The organism is Paraburkholderia sp. (assembly GCF_049581445.1).
Lineage (GTDB): Bacteria > Pseudomonadota > Gammaproteobacteria > Burkholderiales > Burkholderiaceae > Paraburkholderia.
On the sequence record NZ_JBAURZ010000149.1, the window covers coordinates 1 to 14,576 of the forward strand.

The window sequence follows — 14,576 nt, forward strand, 5'->3', positions numbered from 1 at the left end:
GGCCCTGCGCATCGCCGGGGGCGAGGTGCCGCCGCCTCTTGCGGCCGTCGCGCTGCGCGTGCTCGATCTCGCATTGCTACAGGCGGGCGCCGGCGTGAAGGGCGAGTTCGAGCAACGCCTGAAGAGCGTGATCGACGAAGTCAAACGTTCGGCGCAGCCGGTCATTCTCTTCATCGACGAAGCGCATACGATGATCGGTGCAGGTGGCGCCGAGGGGCAAAGCGACGTCGCCAACCTGTTGAAGCCCGCGCTTGCGCGTGGCGAACTGCGCACGATAGCGGCCACCACGTGGCTCGAATACAAGAAGTACTTCGAAAAGGATCCCGCGCTAGCGCGGCGTTTTCAACTGGTGCAGGTCGAAGAGCCTGACGAGCAAACCGCGGTCGCGATGCTGCGCGGCGTTGCGACCAAACTCGAGGAACACCATGGCGTCGCCGTGCTCGAGGCGGCGATCGTCGATGCCGTGAAGCTGTCGCATCGATATATATCCGGCCGTCAGTTGCCCGACAAGGCGATTGCGGTGCTCGATACCGCCTGTGCCCGTGTCGCGCTGGCGCAACACGACACGCCGCCGCAACTGGAAGCCGCACGGCATCGCGAACGCGCCCTGCATGAGGAACTGACGCGACTCAAGCGCGAACTGGTGCTCGGCGCGAACCATGCGGCGCGGCTTGCCGTGCTCGACGTCGAGCATAAACGCAACGCGTCCCTCGCCCGTGAACTGGAGGCGCGTTGGCACGACGAATCCGCTGCGGTACGTGAAATACTCAGCACCCGGGCGCGGCTTGCGACGCTCGATCAGGCGCTACGTGCAGATCCGCAGGGGCCGCTTGGCGAAGAGCTCGACGACCTGAGCGCTGAACTGGCGAGACTCGAAAGCGGCCTTGAAGCAATCCGCGACGATGATCCAATGGTGCCTGTCTGCGTCGACTCCAAGGCGGTGGCCGCGGTGATCGCCAGTTGGACCGGGATTCCGGTCGGCAAGATGCTGGCCGACGAAGTGCATGCGGTGCGCACGCTCAAGGCGCGCCTCGCGCAGCGGATCATTGGCCAGGACGCGGCGCTCGATCGCATTGCCAAACGCATCCAGGCCTATCGTGCCGGTCTCACCGATCCGTTGAAGCCGGTTGGCGTGTTTCTGCTGGTGGGGCCGACCGGCGTCGGCAAGACCGAGACGGCCTACGCGCTTGCCGATGCGTTGTACGGCGGCGAGCGCAATCTGATCGCGATCAACCTGTCCGAGTACCAGGAGGCGCATACCGTGTCGCAACTGAAGGGCGCACCACCCGGTTATGTCGGGTACGGGATGGGCGGCATGCTGACCGAGGCTGTGCGCCGCCGGCCCTACAGTGTGGTGCTGCTCGATGAGATCGAGAAAGCCCATCCCGATGTACTCGAGGCGTTCTACAACGTCTTCGACAAGGGCACGATGGAGGATGGCACCGGCCTGAGCGTCGATTTTCGCAACACGGTGATTCTCGCGACCAGCAATGTCGGTGCCGAACTGCTGCTGCACACGCCGGTCGACCTGCTGGCCACCGACGCGTTCACGCGCCGGCTGCGCGACGTGCTGCTGGAGGCATTCCGCCCGGCATTTCTGGCGCGCATGACCGAGGTGCCTTATCGCCCGCTCGACGACACGGTGCTGCGCGGGATCATCGAAAAGAAACTGGAGGAGCTAAGGACGCGATACCACGCGTTCACCGGCAAACAGTTCGATTTCGACACCGGTATCGTCGACGCCGTACTCGGGCGTTGCCGCTCGGCCGGCGCACGGGAGATCGACAACGTGCTGATGAACGAACTGGTCGGCACGCTCGCGCAGTGGGCGCTTGAATGACGCGCGCCGTTCCTCACTGAAATAACTCGCCTGACTCATCTGCTATTACATGCCCCGTCCCCTCCCGACCGACGACACCACTCGCCTCGCGATCGCCGGCGCGCCGTTTGATGCGCTCTTCCCCACTCAGTTCACCGGCCGTGAAGCCATTGGGGCGGTCGCCGAACTGAGCGTGCGCGCCACCGGTGCCACGCCGCCTGTGGCGCTCTCGGGAGTGATCGGCCAGCACGCTACGCTCTCGCTCAAGTGGGGAGACAACCCGCGCCTCATCGATGCGGTCTGTATGCGTGCGGCGCAATTGCCATCGACGGTCGACGGCAGCCACTACACGCTCGAATTGCGCTCGTGGCTTTGGCTGCTGACGCTCGCTTCGAACAACCGGATCTTCCAGGGCAAGACCACCCAACAGATCATCGAGGGCGTCTTCAGCGGCCACGGTGCAACTGACTTCTCGTTTTCGCTGACGGGCGCCTATGAGGCACGCGAGTACTGCGTGCAGTACGCCGAGACCGACTTCGCCTTCGTTAGCCGGCTGTGCGAAGAGGAAGGCTGGTTCTATTTCTTCCAGCACGAGAACGGCAAACACACACTGGTCGTAGCCGACCATACCGATGCCTTTGCAGCGCTGCCGGGCGCGACAACACTCGCCTACACACCCGGCCACACCGGTGAGCGTGAAGCCGGCCAGATTCTCTATTGCGAACTGGTCGAGCAAAGCGTGACCGGCGTGTTTGCCAGTTCGGACTACGCGTATCTGACGCCAGCGTCGCAACTTTTTTCCCAAGCTGAGGCCGCCTCCGATGGTCCCAAGGTCTACGAATACCCGGGCCGATATCAGACCAGCGCGGCGGCGGCATCGATCACCAAGCGCCGCATCGACGACTTGCGCAGTGGCGCACGCCGGCTGGTTGGCGAAAGCGATTGCCGCGGGTTGCTGCCGGGGTACAAGTTCACGCTGTCCGGACACGAGTCGGATGACGCCAATATTCAGTGGGTCGTGGCGAGCGTTGTGCATGATGCGAGCCACGATACCTACCGCAACCGCTTCGAGGCGTTCCCCGCGACCATCGAATACCGGCCGGCGCGCACCACACCGCGCCCCGTCATGCCGACCCAGACGGCGACCGTCGTCGGCAAGGCAGGCGAGGAGCTCTGGACGGATCAGTATGGACGCGTCAAGGTACAGTTCCATTGGGATCGGGACGGGAAGAACGACGAGAACAGTTCGTGCTGGGTCCGTGTCGCGCAGCCTTGGGCGAGCAAACGGTTCGGCATGCAATTCATGCCGCGCATCGGCGACGAGGTCGTGATCACTTTCGTCGATGCCGATCCGGATCGCCCGCTCATTACAGGCAGCGTCTACAACGGCGCAAACCAGCCTCCCTATACGCTGCCCGACAACCAGACACAGTCCGGCATCAAGACGAGCAGTTCGAAAGGCAACGCAGGCTTCAACGAACTGCGTTTCGAAGACAAGCAGGACAACGAAGAAGTGTTCATGCAGGCGCAAAAGGACCTGAACGTCAAGGTGCTGAACGACGCCGCCTGGACCATCGGCCATGACGAAACGCGCACCATCCAGCATGCGCGTACGCATACGGTGAAAGACGGCGACGATACGCTGGTGCTGGAGAGCGGCAATCGGAGCGCAACCGTGAAGACCGGCAATGAAACCGTCGACGTCGCCGGAACCCGTACGGTCAAGGCAGGCGGCGACGAAACGCGCAGCGTTGGCGGCAACCTTGCGCATACCGTGACCGGCAACTTTACGCTGAGCGTGGACGGCAATCTGACCATCAAGGTGGGCGGCACGCTGACGCTGCAAAGCACCGGGAACCTCACCGCCAGGACCGACGGCTCGATGAGCCATCAAGCCGCGGTCTCGTTGACCAATCAGGCTGGCACGTCCTTGACAAACAAATCGGACGGCACACTATCGAATGAGGCGCAAAGCGTGTCGAACAAGGGCTCCCTCGAACAGACGGTCGACGGTGGCGGCATGCTGACTGTCAAGGGCGGCATCGTCAAGATCAATTGAGCCAGATATGAATAAACCTCAAGACGTGAGCGTAATGCGCGACGGCTCCGGTATCGAAGGCACGATGGTGGACGGCGCGCTGCACGGCGACGCGCGCATCTACTCGAACGGCGTGATGCTGGCCATTCTGCGCTATGTGCATGGTCGCCTCGGCGGTCCTGCCACCCTGCTCTATCCAGACGGCACGCCTTCCGCGCGACTCAACTACGCCGACGACAAGCTCGATGGTAAAGCTGTGTATTACGCGCAGGACGGCTCGGTGCAACGTGAGGCGCACTATGCGCGCGGCCTGCTGCACGGCGACAGCAAAACCTACCTGCCCGATGGCCGCTTGCTCGAACACGCACGATACCGGCAGGGCAAGCTGCATGGACTTCTGGAGCGCTTTCACAGCAATGGTGAACTCGCCGAGCGGCAGTTATACAGCGCAGGCAAGCCCGTGCAACCGGGCGAGCGCTATGCTCTTGATGGCCGCCCACTCGATGCCGAGGGCAAGCCGCTGTCGCGTTGGCGCCTCTGGTGGCGCACGTTGCCCGGTACGTCGCCCGCGCCTCAATGAGCCGTCACGGCACCAGCGTGCTGGTCTGTCCAGGCTGCGTCACCTTGATGACGCCACCCCACGCACAAACCAGCGTGCCTTGCGCGTCGAGCGCGGGTGCCGGGCCGATTAGCGCGGTTGGTGCGCCACCCGGAATCCATGGCGCGGGGGTGGCCGGCACGCACGGCATCGGCGTAAATACGCCCAGCGCTGCCGAAGTGGCGGCAATTACGGTGGGGTTCGCCGTACTCTGGCACATTCCGAACGGCGTGATATTGACGATTGGAATGGAATCGAGCAGCGTGGCTGCCGGCACGCCGCCCACCAGTGTGCGGTTTGCCGGCAACACGTTCAGCACGCCGGGGGCAGCGCCGAACGAGCATTGCAGCGTGCCGCCTGCGCATACCTGTAAGCTCGCCATAAAACCTCGCTGATACCGAACCGGTTACGCAACGGACTGTTTGCAAAAGCTTACCAGTATCCGCAAGGTGGCGGACCCGTTGAGGCAATCCGAGCATCGCGTTCGAAGCGGCATCGCGCTTATCGGCCGGCGGACAGTCCCAGGAAAACGCATGGCTTTCGCATCAGCGCACTGCCCCATCCGCTTAAGAATTAGAGCAGTGTCAAATTTTTAACGCCCTCTCTGGTACCCGGTGGACGAGTGGCACGGTCAGTCCCGTCTGTCAAGCCGTGCGCCATCCCATCGAAGCGTTCGTGGCGAAAATGCACACCAGATTCGTGCCCCAAATACGCCCGCAAACGATTGCTTATATTCTGTGCACCTCTTTCTCCGAGGCGCTTCGTATGCGGCAGGAATGGCTTGAATATTTCCGGCAACTTAGCTGGAACGCTCCGATAATTTTGGCGTTAGCGTCAGCGGCAATCGGATCTATCGTAACGCTGGCGTGGATTTCGGCGCGGGATGCCCGGGAACGCCGACGTCAGCGACGCGATACCGCATTTGAACTGGCGTTATCTCTGGAAAGCTACGCTCGAACCTGTCGGACAATGATGCATAAGGCCGTTTGGGCGGCAGCGAGGCCGGTCGGCTCTACGACTCACGAGGCCAGCAGGGGCGTGTCCGTCCCCGCCTTTGTGTTTCCAGACAAGCTGCAGTGGCAAGTACTGACCCGCCGGGTTATCTCCGAACTGCGCGAGTACCCGGCTACAGTGCACGCGGCTCGAGAGTACGTAGAGGCATTTCGGGAGTTTGGCGATCCGATCGATCTTTACGGTCAGGTCGAATATGAATGTGCGAAGGCCGCGATGTCAGCATTGGCGCTGGCTAGAGCCACGCGCCGCCGGCACAGTGCCGCGAAGTGGAATCCAGGTGACAAAGATTCAGCCTTGGAGCGCGAACTGTCCGACTTCATCGTGACCGCTGAAGAAAAGCGCAGGGCATCACTCGAGCGCCGGATCGAATCCACGCCTGGTCGGCGAGTCGACGCACAGCCGTTCACACAACCCCTCAGCGCCTGAAACCAGGGTGAGAGAAAGGCAAGATCAATTTTTCAGGCGTTTCTCGACCCTCAGCATATTGTGGATACTCGCGAAAGGTTGACGACCGCGTCCAGCGGCATCCATGCCTTTCGCCATGAAGACAAGTCGGCGGACATCGCCGACATTCACGGCACAACGTCGGCGAGACTCTGAAAGATCGACTTGCCTTGCATTCGTCCGTCTGCCGGCAGCGAATGTCAGTTGTACTACGCACGCGTGCGTGCTCTGGACCCTGAAGCGTCCTTCGGGTCACCATGTTGGCAACGACCTCTTTCCAACTGCCAACGGTTAGTCGGACCGCTCCGGCCGACGAGTGCTACCTATCGTCTGTCCTCTCGGAAACAAACACGTTTCGACATTCCGCACTCGATATAGCCAATCCGCCGAGATGAACGGCGCCAAAGGCCGTCATCGCCAATAAGCGACGTTGATCCGATCGTGCGTTGCACAATGAATTTCCCCGATCCCGCAGACTTTATTGCCCCTGACCAGCGGTCCCCCGCGTCCCGCACACTTTGTTGTGCCCCCAAGCGTCCCCACATTTTTATTTGACAAACTATCTTTAGATATATATCTTAAGACACATCTTAAGACTCAATGGAGCACACAGATGCGTCACTCACATCACTCACGTCGTCACCCGGACTTCGACCGCAGGTCTTCGGACGACCGTTTCTCCTTGCACGCGCTTTGGCATGCGCTAGAGCGCCATCATTCCCGTGGCGATGGCCGCGGCCGTCATCATGACCGCTTCTCGCAGCGCGAAATGGACATGGACGCCTTCATGGCAGAAGCTCGCCAAAGCGGCCGGGATGGCTTCGTTGCCCAAGACCAAATGCGCGGCGCGGCCTACCCGGACCGCTTCTCCCTGCACGCTCTCTGGCATGCAATTGGCCGCCACCATCATCGCGGCGGCGAGGGCGGCGGACGTTTCCAGGGGGGGCCTGGCGGCTTCGGCGGCGGCGAGGGCGATGGCTTTCCGCGTGGCCGCAAGTTCACCTCGGACGATCTGCAACTGCTGTTGCTGGCCCTCCTCGACGCCCAGCCAAGCCACGGCTACGAGTTGATCAAGGCGCTGGAAACACGCTCGAACGGTTTCTACAGCCCGAGCCCGGGCATGGTCTATCCGGCCCTGACCTACCTCGAAGAACTCGGTTACGTAACCGTGCAACTCGAAGGCAATCGCAAGCGTTACGAACTGGCTGAACCGGGCCGCACGCACCTCGCCAGCAACCGCGAACGGGTTGAACTGATGCTCGCCAAGCTCACGCATATTGCGCGCAAGATGGATTCGGTGCGCCGCGCGTTTGCCGGCGAAGAAGCGCTGGATCCGAGCGAAGGGGGCTGGCTGCCCGAACTCATCGAAGCGCGCCGCGGACTCAAGCGTGCGCTGCTGCGGCGAGACAACGCGCCGGCGGCCGAACAGCGCCGCATCGCCGCGATCCTCGCGCGTGCCACCGCAGAAATCGAAGGCACAGGCGACGCCAAAGGCGACGGAGAAAACACCTCAGGTGGCGACGCGATTTAAGCCCACAAGGCTGATATCCGCGGCGCTACCCCATCAAACTGGAGAGAACACTCATGCAAGACAGGCCCGATCTCGCGGTTACCCGCGTCCGTCATCCGCTGAAGTTCCGTCTGCTGCAAGTCGCGCGCATCCAGCCGCTAACGCCGCATCTGACCCGTGTCACCTTTACCGGCGAGGATCTGGACGATTTCGTCTCCGCGTCGTTCGACGATCACATCAAGGTTTTCTTCCCCGCCCCTGGCGAGGATAAACCGGTTGTGCCGAGCGCAGGACCGAATGGTTCCGTGTTCCCGGAGGACCAACCCAGGCCCGTAGCACGCGATTTCACGCCGCGCCGCTACGACCGTGAATCTCGCGAACTCGATATCGAATTCGCCATGCACGAAGCAGGTCCCGCCGCGACATGGGCGGCCCAGGCCACGGTGGGCCAGTATCTTGGCGTCGGCGGTCCGCGTGGCTCGCTGGTGATCCCGACCGGCTTCGACTGGCATCTGCTGATCGGCGACGAAACCGCCTTGCCGGCCATCGCGCGCCGTCTCGCGGAACTGCCGCCTGGCGCACGCGCAGCGGCGGTTCTCGAAGTCGCCGATCCGTCTGGGCGCATCGAATTCGACACAGCCGCTGAATTGCATGTGGTCTGGTGCTATCGCAGCGAATCGCCCTATCGCGGCGACGCCTTGTTGCGAGCCGTACGCGATACGTACCTGCCCGAGGGCGTGGGATACGTCTGGGCCGCTGGCGAAGCTGCCTCGATGCGCGCCGTGCGCTATCACCTGTCCACCGAGCGCGGTGTCGACAAATCGCGCATCCGCGCAGCCGCCTACTGGAAGCAGGGCGCCGTTGCGGTCCACGAAAATCTCGACGACTGAAGCCGCGCGGCGTTGGCCGTCCGTTGCCGAGCGCCGCTCGCGCAATGCCGCAGCGGCCTCGCCTTTTCTCAAGGATTTTGCCGATGTATGCCATTAGCACCACGCACGAACGCCGTCTTTTATGGCTGCTCGCGCTGACGCAATTCACCATCATCATGGACTTCATGGTCATGATGCCGTTGGGTCCGCAGATCATGCACGCCTTCAACATCGCGCCGGCCGCATTTGCCACGGCGGTGTCGGCGTATTCGTGGTGCTCCGGCCTGTCGGGACTGTTTGCCGCGACGTATATCGACCGGTTCGACCGCCGCAAGCTGTTACTCGTCATCTATGCGCTCTTCGCGCTATCCAATCTGGCCTGTGCGCTCGCCAGCAGCTACCCGCTGCTGCTTGCCGCTCGTGCGTTCGCCGGCATCACTGGCGGCGTGCTTGGCTCGGTGATCATGGCTATCGTCGGCGATGTCATCCCTGTGAAGCGGCGTGGCGCGGCGACCGGCATCATCATGACCGCGTTTTCGCTGGCAGCGATCGCCGGCGTACCGGCCGGTGTGATGCTCGGCGCGCATTTCACGTGGGCTGCGCCGTTCATGCTGCTGGTGGTGCTGTCCGTGCTGGTGTGGGTTGCCGGGTTTCGCGTCGTGCCATCGCTGGGCGAGCATCTGAGCAAGAGGCCGCGTCCGCTAGGCGAGGTGCTGCCCGAACTGGGGCGTCTGCTCAGCAATCCGCGCCATATGAAGGCGTTCGCGCTGACCTTCACAATGATGGTCGCGCAGATGCTGGTGATCCCGTTTATCTCGCCGATGCTGGTGGCCAACCATGGCGTACCGCCGGCGCAGTTGTCGTGGATGTATATGGCGGGCGGAGCGGCAACCCTGTTCACCTCGCGTGCCATCGGGCGCCTCGCCGACCGCTACGGCAAGCACTACATGTTCCGCGTGATGGCGGTGCTATCCGCGCTGCCGGTGCTGTTTGTCACGCACATGCCGACGCTGCCGTTCGCGGCGGTGGTCCTGTTTTTCCCGTTCTTTATGGTGGCGATGTCCGGACGCATGGTGCCGATGCAAGCCCTGCTCACTACCGTGCCTGAGGCAAGCCGGCGCGGCGCGTTCCTCAGCGCCAATAGTGCGCTGCAGGCGCTGGGTATGGGATGCGGCGCCTGGCTAGGCGGCCTGATGTTGAGCAATACCGCGGATGGGCAGATCGCCGGTTATGGCACGGTGGGCTGGGTGGCGGTGGCGTTGACCATGGTCGCCGTGGCTTGGGTCAGCCGGGTCAAAGAGGCCTCGGATCACTCGCCCGCAGCAGCAAGCAGCGTTGGTCCGGAGCCGCTCGGCGAGGCTTGACGACACCTGCTACTCCTGGCGCGTCGCACCCCACTGCGGCGCGCGCTTTTCAAGGAACGCGCTGACGCCTTCGCGCCGAACTGCGCTATCGAACAGATCAACGAAGCTCTGTACGCGCGCTGGCAACTCCTGTGAAAGGTTCACTTCCCGCCCGATCCCGACAACTCCGGAAAGTCCTCCTCCCAATACTCCCCAGGCAAGCGTGCCGGTTCTGCCTCCCGCTCCATTTCACGCCGCCGCAATTCGACACGCCGAATCTTGCCGGAGATGGTCTTGGGCAGATCGCTGAATTGCAGCCGTCTGATCCGCTTGTACGGCGCCAGTTTTTCGCGCGAGAACTGGAACACGCTGCGCGCAAGGTCTGGGCTGGCTTCGTAACCGTGGCGCACCGTGACAAAGGCCTTCGGCACGCAAAGCCGCAGTGCGTCCGCGCTTGGCACCACAGCCGCTTCGCCAATCGCCTCGTGCTCGATCAGCACGCTTTCGAGTTCGAACGGGCTCAGCCGATAGTCCGACGACTTGAACACGTCATCTGAGCGGCCCACGTACACGTAAGCGCCGTCGTCGCGGCGCAGCGCCACATCGGAAGTGTGGTAGTAGCCGTTGCGCATCGCCTGCACGGTGGCGTTAGCGTTGTTCGCATAGCCCGTCATCAGTCCGACCGGCCGCTGCGCCAGAGGCAGTGCAATTTCACCTTCGCTCACCGGCTGATCGTCCGCGTCTACGAGTTCGATCCGGTAGCCCGGCAAGGGTCGTCCCATCGAACCCGGCACTACCGTTTGCCCCGGCGAATTGCCGATCTGGCAGGTGGTCTCGGTTTGCCCATAGCCATCGCGGATCGTCACGCCCCACGCGTGCCGCACGCGTTCGATAATCTCCGGATTCAGCGGCTCCCCAGCCCCGACTATCTCCCGCAACTTCACGGGATAGTCCGCAAGCGGCTCCTGCACCAGCATCCGCCACACGGTGGGCGGTGCGCAGAGTGTCGTGACATTGCAGCGCACCAGCACATCAAGCGTCTCACGCGGCACAAAGCGCGCGAAGTTGAAAACGAACACGCAGGCTTGCGCATTCCATGGCGCGTAGAAGCAGCTCCACGCGTGCTTCGCCCAACCGGGCGAGCTGATGTTCCAATGGATGTCGCCGGGCTGCAAACCGATCCAGTACATCGTCGACAGATGGCCGACCGGATAGCTCTGATGTGTATGCTCGACGAGTTTGGGCTTCGATGTGGTGCCCGAGGTGAAGTACAGCAAAAGCGGATCGCTGGCGCGGGTCGGGCCGTCCGGCATGAAGTGCGGCGCCGCGTCGTAGCCGGCGGCGAGATCGATCCAGCCGTCGCGCGGCGCACCCACCGAGATGCGCGTGAGCGGCATATCCAGCGCGTCGAATTTGGCTGTTTCAGCGCTGTCCACCACGACAAAGCGCGCCTCGCCGATCTGCACGCGGTCGCGCACGTCGTCAGCGGAGCACTGGATCGTCGCAGGCAGCACGAGCGCGCCGAGTTTCATCGCCGCGAGCATCACGTCCCACAGTTCGACCCGATTGGGCAGCATCAGCAACACGCGGTCGCCGCGTCCGATTCCCACACTGCGCAGGAAATTCGCCATCCGCGCCGAGCGCTCGGACATCTGCGCATACGAGTACTTCACGCCAGGGCTCGCCGGGTCGTCCACGATCCACAGCGCCGGCTCGTGGTTGCCTTGCGCAATGACGTCGAAGTAGTCGAGCGCCCAGTTGAATTCATCGAGCACCGGCCAGGCGAACTCGCGATAGGCGCGCTCATAGTCGGTTCGATGGCGCCACAACAGGTCGCGTGCATCGAAAAAGCTCTTCGCTGAAGGGGGCCGCTCGATCATCGTTGTCTCCAGTGTCGTGTGGCGCGGATGCGCTCTATTGGCGGTTCATTCTGCACTCAAATGTTGCGTGCAATCACCATTCTTTGTATTTCGCTGGTCCCCTCGTAGATTTGCGTGATGCGGGCATCGCGGTAGTGGCGCTCCACCGCATAATCTTCCAGATAGCCATAGCCGCCGTGAATCTGGATCGCATTCGAGCAGATTTCCTCGGCGATTTCAGACGCGAAAAGCTTGGCTTGCGACGCCTCGGAAAGACACGGCTTGCCCGCGCTGCGCAACCGCGCGGCATGATGCACAAGCAGGCGCGCGGCGTTCAGGCGGGTCGTCATATCGGCCAGCATGTTGGCGACGCTCTGATGGTCCTTGATCGCCTTGCCGAACTGGATCCGCTCATTGGCATACTGGCGCGCCGCATCGAAGGCCGCCCGGGCGATGCCGACTGCTTGCGCTGCAATGCCGATGCGACCGCCTTCGAGGTTCGACAAAGCAATACGCAACCCTTCGCCTGGCTCACCCAGCAGATTGGCTTCGGGCACGGCGCAATCGTCGAGTGAAATCGGACAGGTGTCCGATGCCCGGATGCCGAGCTTGTGTTCGGGCCGTCCCACGTTAAAACCCGGTGTGTCGGTGGGGACGATAAAGGCTGACAGGCCGCGCTTGCCGAGGTCGGGATCCGTGACCGCGAACACGATAGCAAGGTTGGCGCGCGCACCATTGGTCACGAACTGCTTGCTGCCGTTGAGCATCCACTGGCCGTCGCGCAAGACCGCGCGGGTGCGCAGGTTGTTCGCTTCCGAGCCGGCCTGTGGCTCGGTCAGGCAGAACGCGCCGATGCTGCGCCCAGTGGCGAGATCCTGCAGATAGCGCTCTTTCTGGGCCGTGGTGCCGAAGTTCAGGATCGGCCCGCAGCCGACCGAGTTGTGCACGCTCATCAAGGTCGCGCAGGAGGCGCAGGCCGCCGCGACTTCTTCCACCGCGAGCGCGTAGGCTACATAGTCGGTGTACGAGCCGCCCCATTCCGACGGCACGACCATGCCAAGCAAGCCCAGTTCGCCCATCTGCTTGACAACGTGGTCCGGCAGATGCGCGTCGCGGTCCCATTGCGCCGCGAACGGCGCCAGGCAATCGGCAGCGAAATCGCGTGCCGCGTCGCGGATCATGCGTTGGTCGTCGGTGTAGAAATCGTCCATGAGTGCGCTTGCGTCTCCGTATGTCCTGATTATTGCGGCGAATTTGTCCAGCACGGGAGTTTGATCACCCTGCGGAATCGCTGGCCCTCGCCCCGAGCGGAGCGCGCCGTTTGAACGCAGTGTAGGCAACCCGCTGGACAGCTTCGATGCTCTGTCCGATCATTCTGCATGAGCGCATTTGCCATATCCAGGGCACCGCCTCTCACTCCAGGCCGAAATCCATGAATTGTGCGCCCAAAAACCCAAAGCGAAATGAGCGCGTTTGCCAGATCACGGTGTACTTCTGTTTCCAACCAGGCTTTCCCGGCGCTTACCCATGCCTCTAAAAAACGATAAAGGGACCATCTCGGTTAGTCTTGTCGAAGAGACGTTAGCGCTTGCGCGCGCTCGCGGGCTGGACGTTCTACCGCTCGTCGAAGCGGCCGGCATTGCCCCGGCAATGCTCGCCGCGCCGAAGAGCCGCGTCTCGTCGGCACAATACGGCGCGCTATGGGCTGGCATCGCACGCGCGCTCGACGACGAGTTTTTTGGCCAGGACTCACATCCGATGCGCTGCGGCAGCTTTATCGCCATGACCCAGACGGCGTTGACGGCCCGCAACGGCGCTCAGGCTATCGCCCGCGCACTCGGTTTCATGCGCCTCGTCCTCGACGATCTCAGCGCACAACTCACCTCGGAGCCGGAGCACGTACGCATCACCTTTACGCATCGTAACGGCACGCCGCAGCCGACGATGTTCGCTTACGCAACCTATTTCATCCTCGTGTATGGCCTGGTTTGCTGGCTGGTGGGACGCCGCATTCCCCTGCTGTCGGCCAGTTTCAGCTGTGACGAGCCACCCGCGGCGCACGAGTACCGGCTGATGTTCTGCGATGTCATGTACTTCGGCCAGGACGCCTCGTATGTGGATCTGTCGCCCGAGTTTCTTGCCTTGCCGGTGATCCAGACCACGCAGTCCATCAAGCCGTTTCTACGCGACGCGCCCGGCAGCTTCGTCGTCAAGTACCGCAATCCTGGGTCGCTGGCCGCACGCGTTCGCAAGACACTGCGCGCGCTGCCGATGGCCGGCTGGCCCGCCGCGGATCAGATGGCCTTGCGCCTGAACGTCGCCGAGGCGACCATGCGACGCCATCTCAAGCAGGAGGGCCATACGTATCAGTCGATCAAGGACGATCTGCGACGTGACATCGCAATCGGTGAACTGCAGGGTAGCGGGCGCAGCATCGCGGACATTGCCACGCGCGTCGGCTTCGCGGAACCGAGTGCATTTCACCGGGCCTTTCGCAAATGGACTGGCATGCGGCCCACCGACTATCGCGTGGCGCGCGCCTCGCTCACGCGCTCCGCAGAATCGGACTAAGCTGTAAGGGTCAGGCCAGTCTTTTCCGGTCCACGCCGCGCGATACCTGTCGATGCGGCGCGTCGGCCGCCAGCGATGAGAACGCACCCGTTTCTCCCGTCCCGGCAGTCTGGTCCGCGCCGCCCGATTCACATCGGCGGTTTGGCGGTCCGGTTCCTGTGCGGCGTTGCCGCGCTTGGATTCCTGCTGGCGCTCGTTAGCGCCCTTCCCCTTGCATACGCAACGACCGCCAGCGTGCGCCCGGTCATCGTGATCCCGGTCAACGGAGCGATCGGTCCCGCGAGCGCCGACTTCATCGTGCGCAATTTGCAGCGTGCCGCGCAGGATCGCGCCCAGCTCGCGGTGCTGCAACTGGATACCCCCGGCGGGCTCGACACCTCGATGCGGCAGATCATCAAGGCAATTCTCGCGTCACCGGTGCCGGTGGCCGCTTACGTGAGCCCGAGCGGCGCCCGCGCCGCCAGCGCCGGCACCTATATCGTCTATGCAAGCCATATCGCCGCCATGGCGC

The 14,576-nt window shown here is 62.9% G+C and carries 11 protein-coding genes and 2 pseudogenes; 9 read left to right on the top strand and 4 right to left on the bottom strand.

The window, feature by feature from the left end; genetic code table 11:
* The 3 genes from tssH to WCA85_RS13865 form a co-directional block, all read left to right on the top strand.
* The coding region (tssH, locus tag WCA85_RS13855; protein WP_424064731.1) for a type VI secretion system ATPase TssH at window positions 1-1,840 on the top strand (1,840 nt) is incomplete at its 5' end.
* A gap of 49 nt (window positions 1,841-1,889) precedes the next feature.
* Window positions 1,890-3,878: a type VI secretion system Vgr family protein gene (locus WCA85_RS13860; RefSeq protein ID WP_424064733.1), complete on the top strand. Its 1,989-nt coding sequence runs from the start codon at window positions 1,890-1,892 to the stop codon at window positions 3,876-3,878.
* 7 nt (window positions 3,879-3,885) lie between these two features.
* Window positions 3,886-4,437 carry a toxin-antitoxin system YwqK family antitoxin gene (locus WCA85_RS13865; RefSeq protein ID WP_424064734.1) on the top strand — a complete coding sequence of 184 codons (552 nt, stop codon included), beginning with the start codon at window positions 3,886-3,888 and terminating at the stop codon, window positions 4,435-4,437.
* Window positions 4,438-4,441: 4 nt separating this feature from the next.
* Here WCA85_RS13865 and WCA85_RS13870 read toward each other — a convergent pair whose 3' ends face one another.
* A complete protein-coding gene (locus WCA85_RS13870) occupies window positions 4,442-4,837 on the bottom strand; it encodes a DUF4280 domain-containing protein (RefSeq protein ID WP_424064736.1) in 396 nt (131 codons plus the stop codon).
* Window positions 4,838-5,106: 269 nt separating this feature from the next.
* Here WCA85_RS13870 and WCA85_RS13875 point away from each other — a divergent pair, with 269 nt between their 5' ends.
* The 4 genes from WCA85_RS13875 (at window position 5,107) to WCA85_RS13890 (ending at window position 9,656) form a co-directional block, all read left to right on the top strand.
* Window positions 5,107-5,895 carry a hypothetical protein gene (locus WCA85_RS13875; protein ID WP_424064737.1) on the top strand — a complete coding sequence of 263 codons (789 nt, stop codon included), beginning with the start codon at window positions 5,107-5,109 and terminating at the stop codon, window positions 5,893-5,895.
* Window positions 5,896-6,526: 631 nt separating this feature from the next.
* Window positions 6,527-7,444, top strand: coding sequence for a PadR family transcriptional regulator (locus tag WCA85_RS13880; RefSeq protein WP_424064739.1), 918 nt, complete (start codon window positions 6,527-6,529; stop codon window positions 7,442-7,444).
* 53 nt (window positions 7,445-7,497) lie between these two features.
* The gene (locus WCA85_RS13885; protein ID WP_424064741.1) at window positions 7,498-8,313 is read left to right on the top strand and encodes a siderophore-interacting protein; all 816 of its coding nucleotides are present in this window, start codon (window positions 7,498-7,500) and stop codon (window positions 8,311-8,313) included.
* Window positions 8,314-8,396: 83 nt separating this feature from the next.
* A complete protein-coding gene (locus WCA85_RS13890; RefSeq protein WP_424064743.1) occupies window positions 8,397-9,656 on the top strand; it encodes an MFS transporter in 1,260 nt (419 codons plus the stop codon).
* Window positions 9,657-9,665: 9 nt separating this feature from the next.
* Here WCA85_RS13890 and WCA85_RS13895 read toward each other — a convergent pair.
* The 3 genes and pseudogenes from WCA85_RS13895 to WCA85_RS13905 all read right to left on the bottom strand — a co-directional run.
* Window positions 9,666-9,764, bottom strand: a pseudogene (locus WCA85_RS13895) (enoyl-CoA hydratase); the annotation flags it as partial.
* Window positions 9,765-9,796: 32 nt separating this feature from the next.
* The gene (locus WCA85_RS13900) at window positions 9,797-11,515 is read right to left on the bottom strand and encodes an AMP-binding protein (RefSeq protein WP_424064744.1); all 1,719 of its coding nucleotides are present in this window, start codon (window positions 11,513-11,515) and stop codon (window positions 9,797-9,799) included.
* A 56-nt stretch (window positions 11,516-11,571) separates the two neighbouring features.
* Window positions 11,572-12,705, bottom strand: a complete 1,134-nt coding sequence (locus WCA85_RS13905) for an acyl-CoA dehydrogenase family protein (protein WP_424064746.1) — start codon at window positions 12,703-12,705, stop codon at window positions 11,572-11,574.
* Window positions 12,706-13,021: 316 nt separating this feature from the next.
* Here WCA85_RS13905 and WCA85_RS13910 point away from each other — a divergent pair, with 316 nt between their 5' ends.
* Window positions 13,022-14,065, top strand: coding sequence for an AraC family transcriptional regulator (locus WCA85_RS13910; protein ID WP_424064748.1), 1,044 nt, complete (start codon window positions 13,022-13,024; stop codon window positions 14,063-14,065).
* Between the two features lie 75 nt (window positions 14,066-14,140).
* A pseudogene (locus WCA85_RS13915) lies at window positions 14,141-14,576 on the top strand (NfeD family protein); the annotation flags it as partial.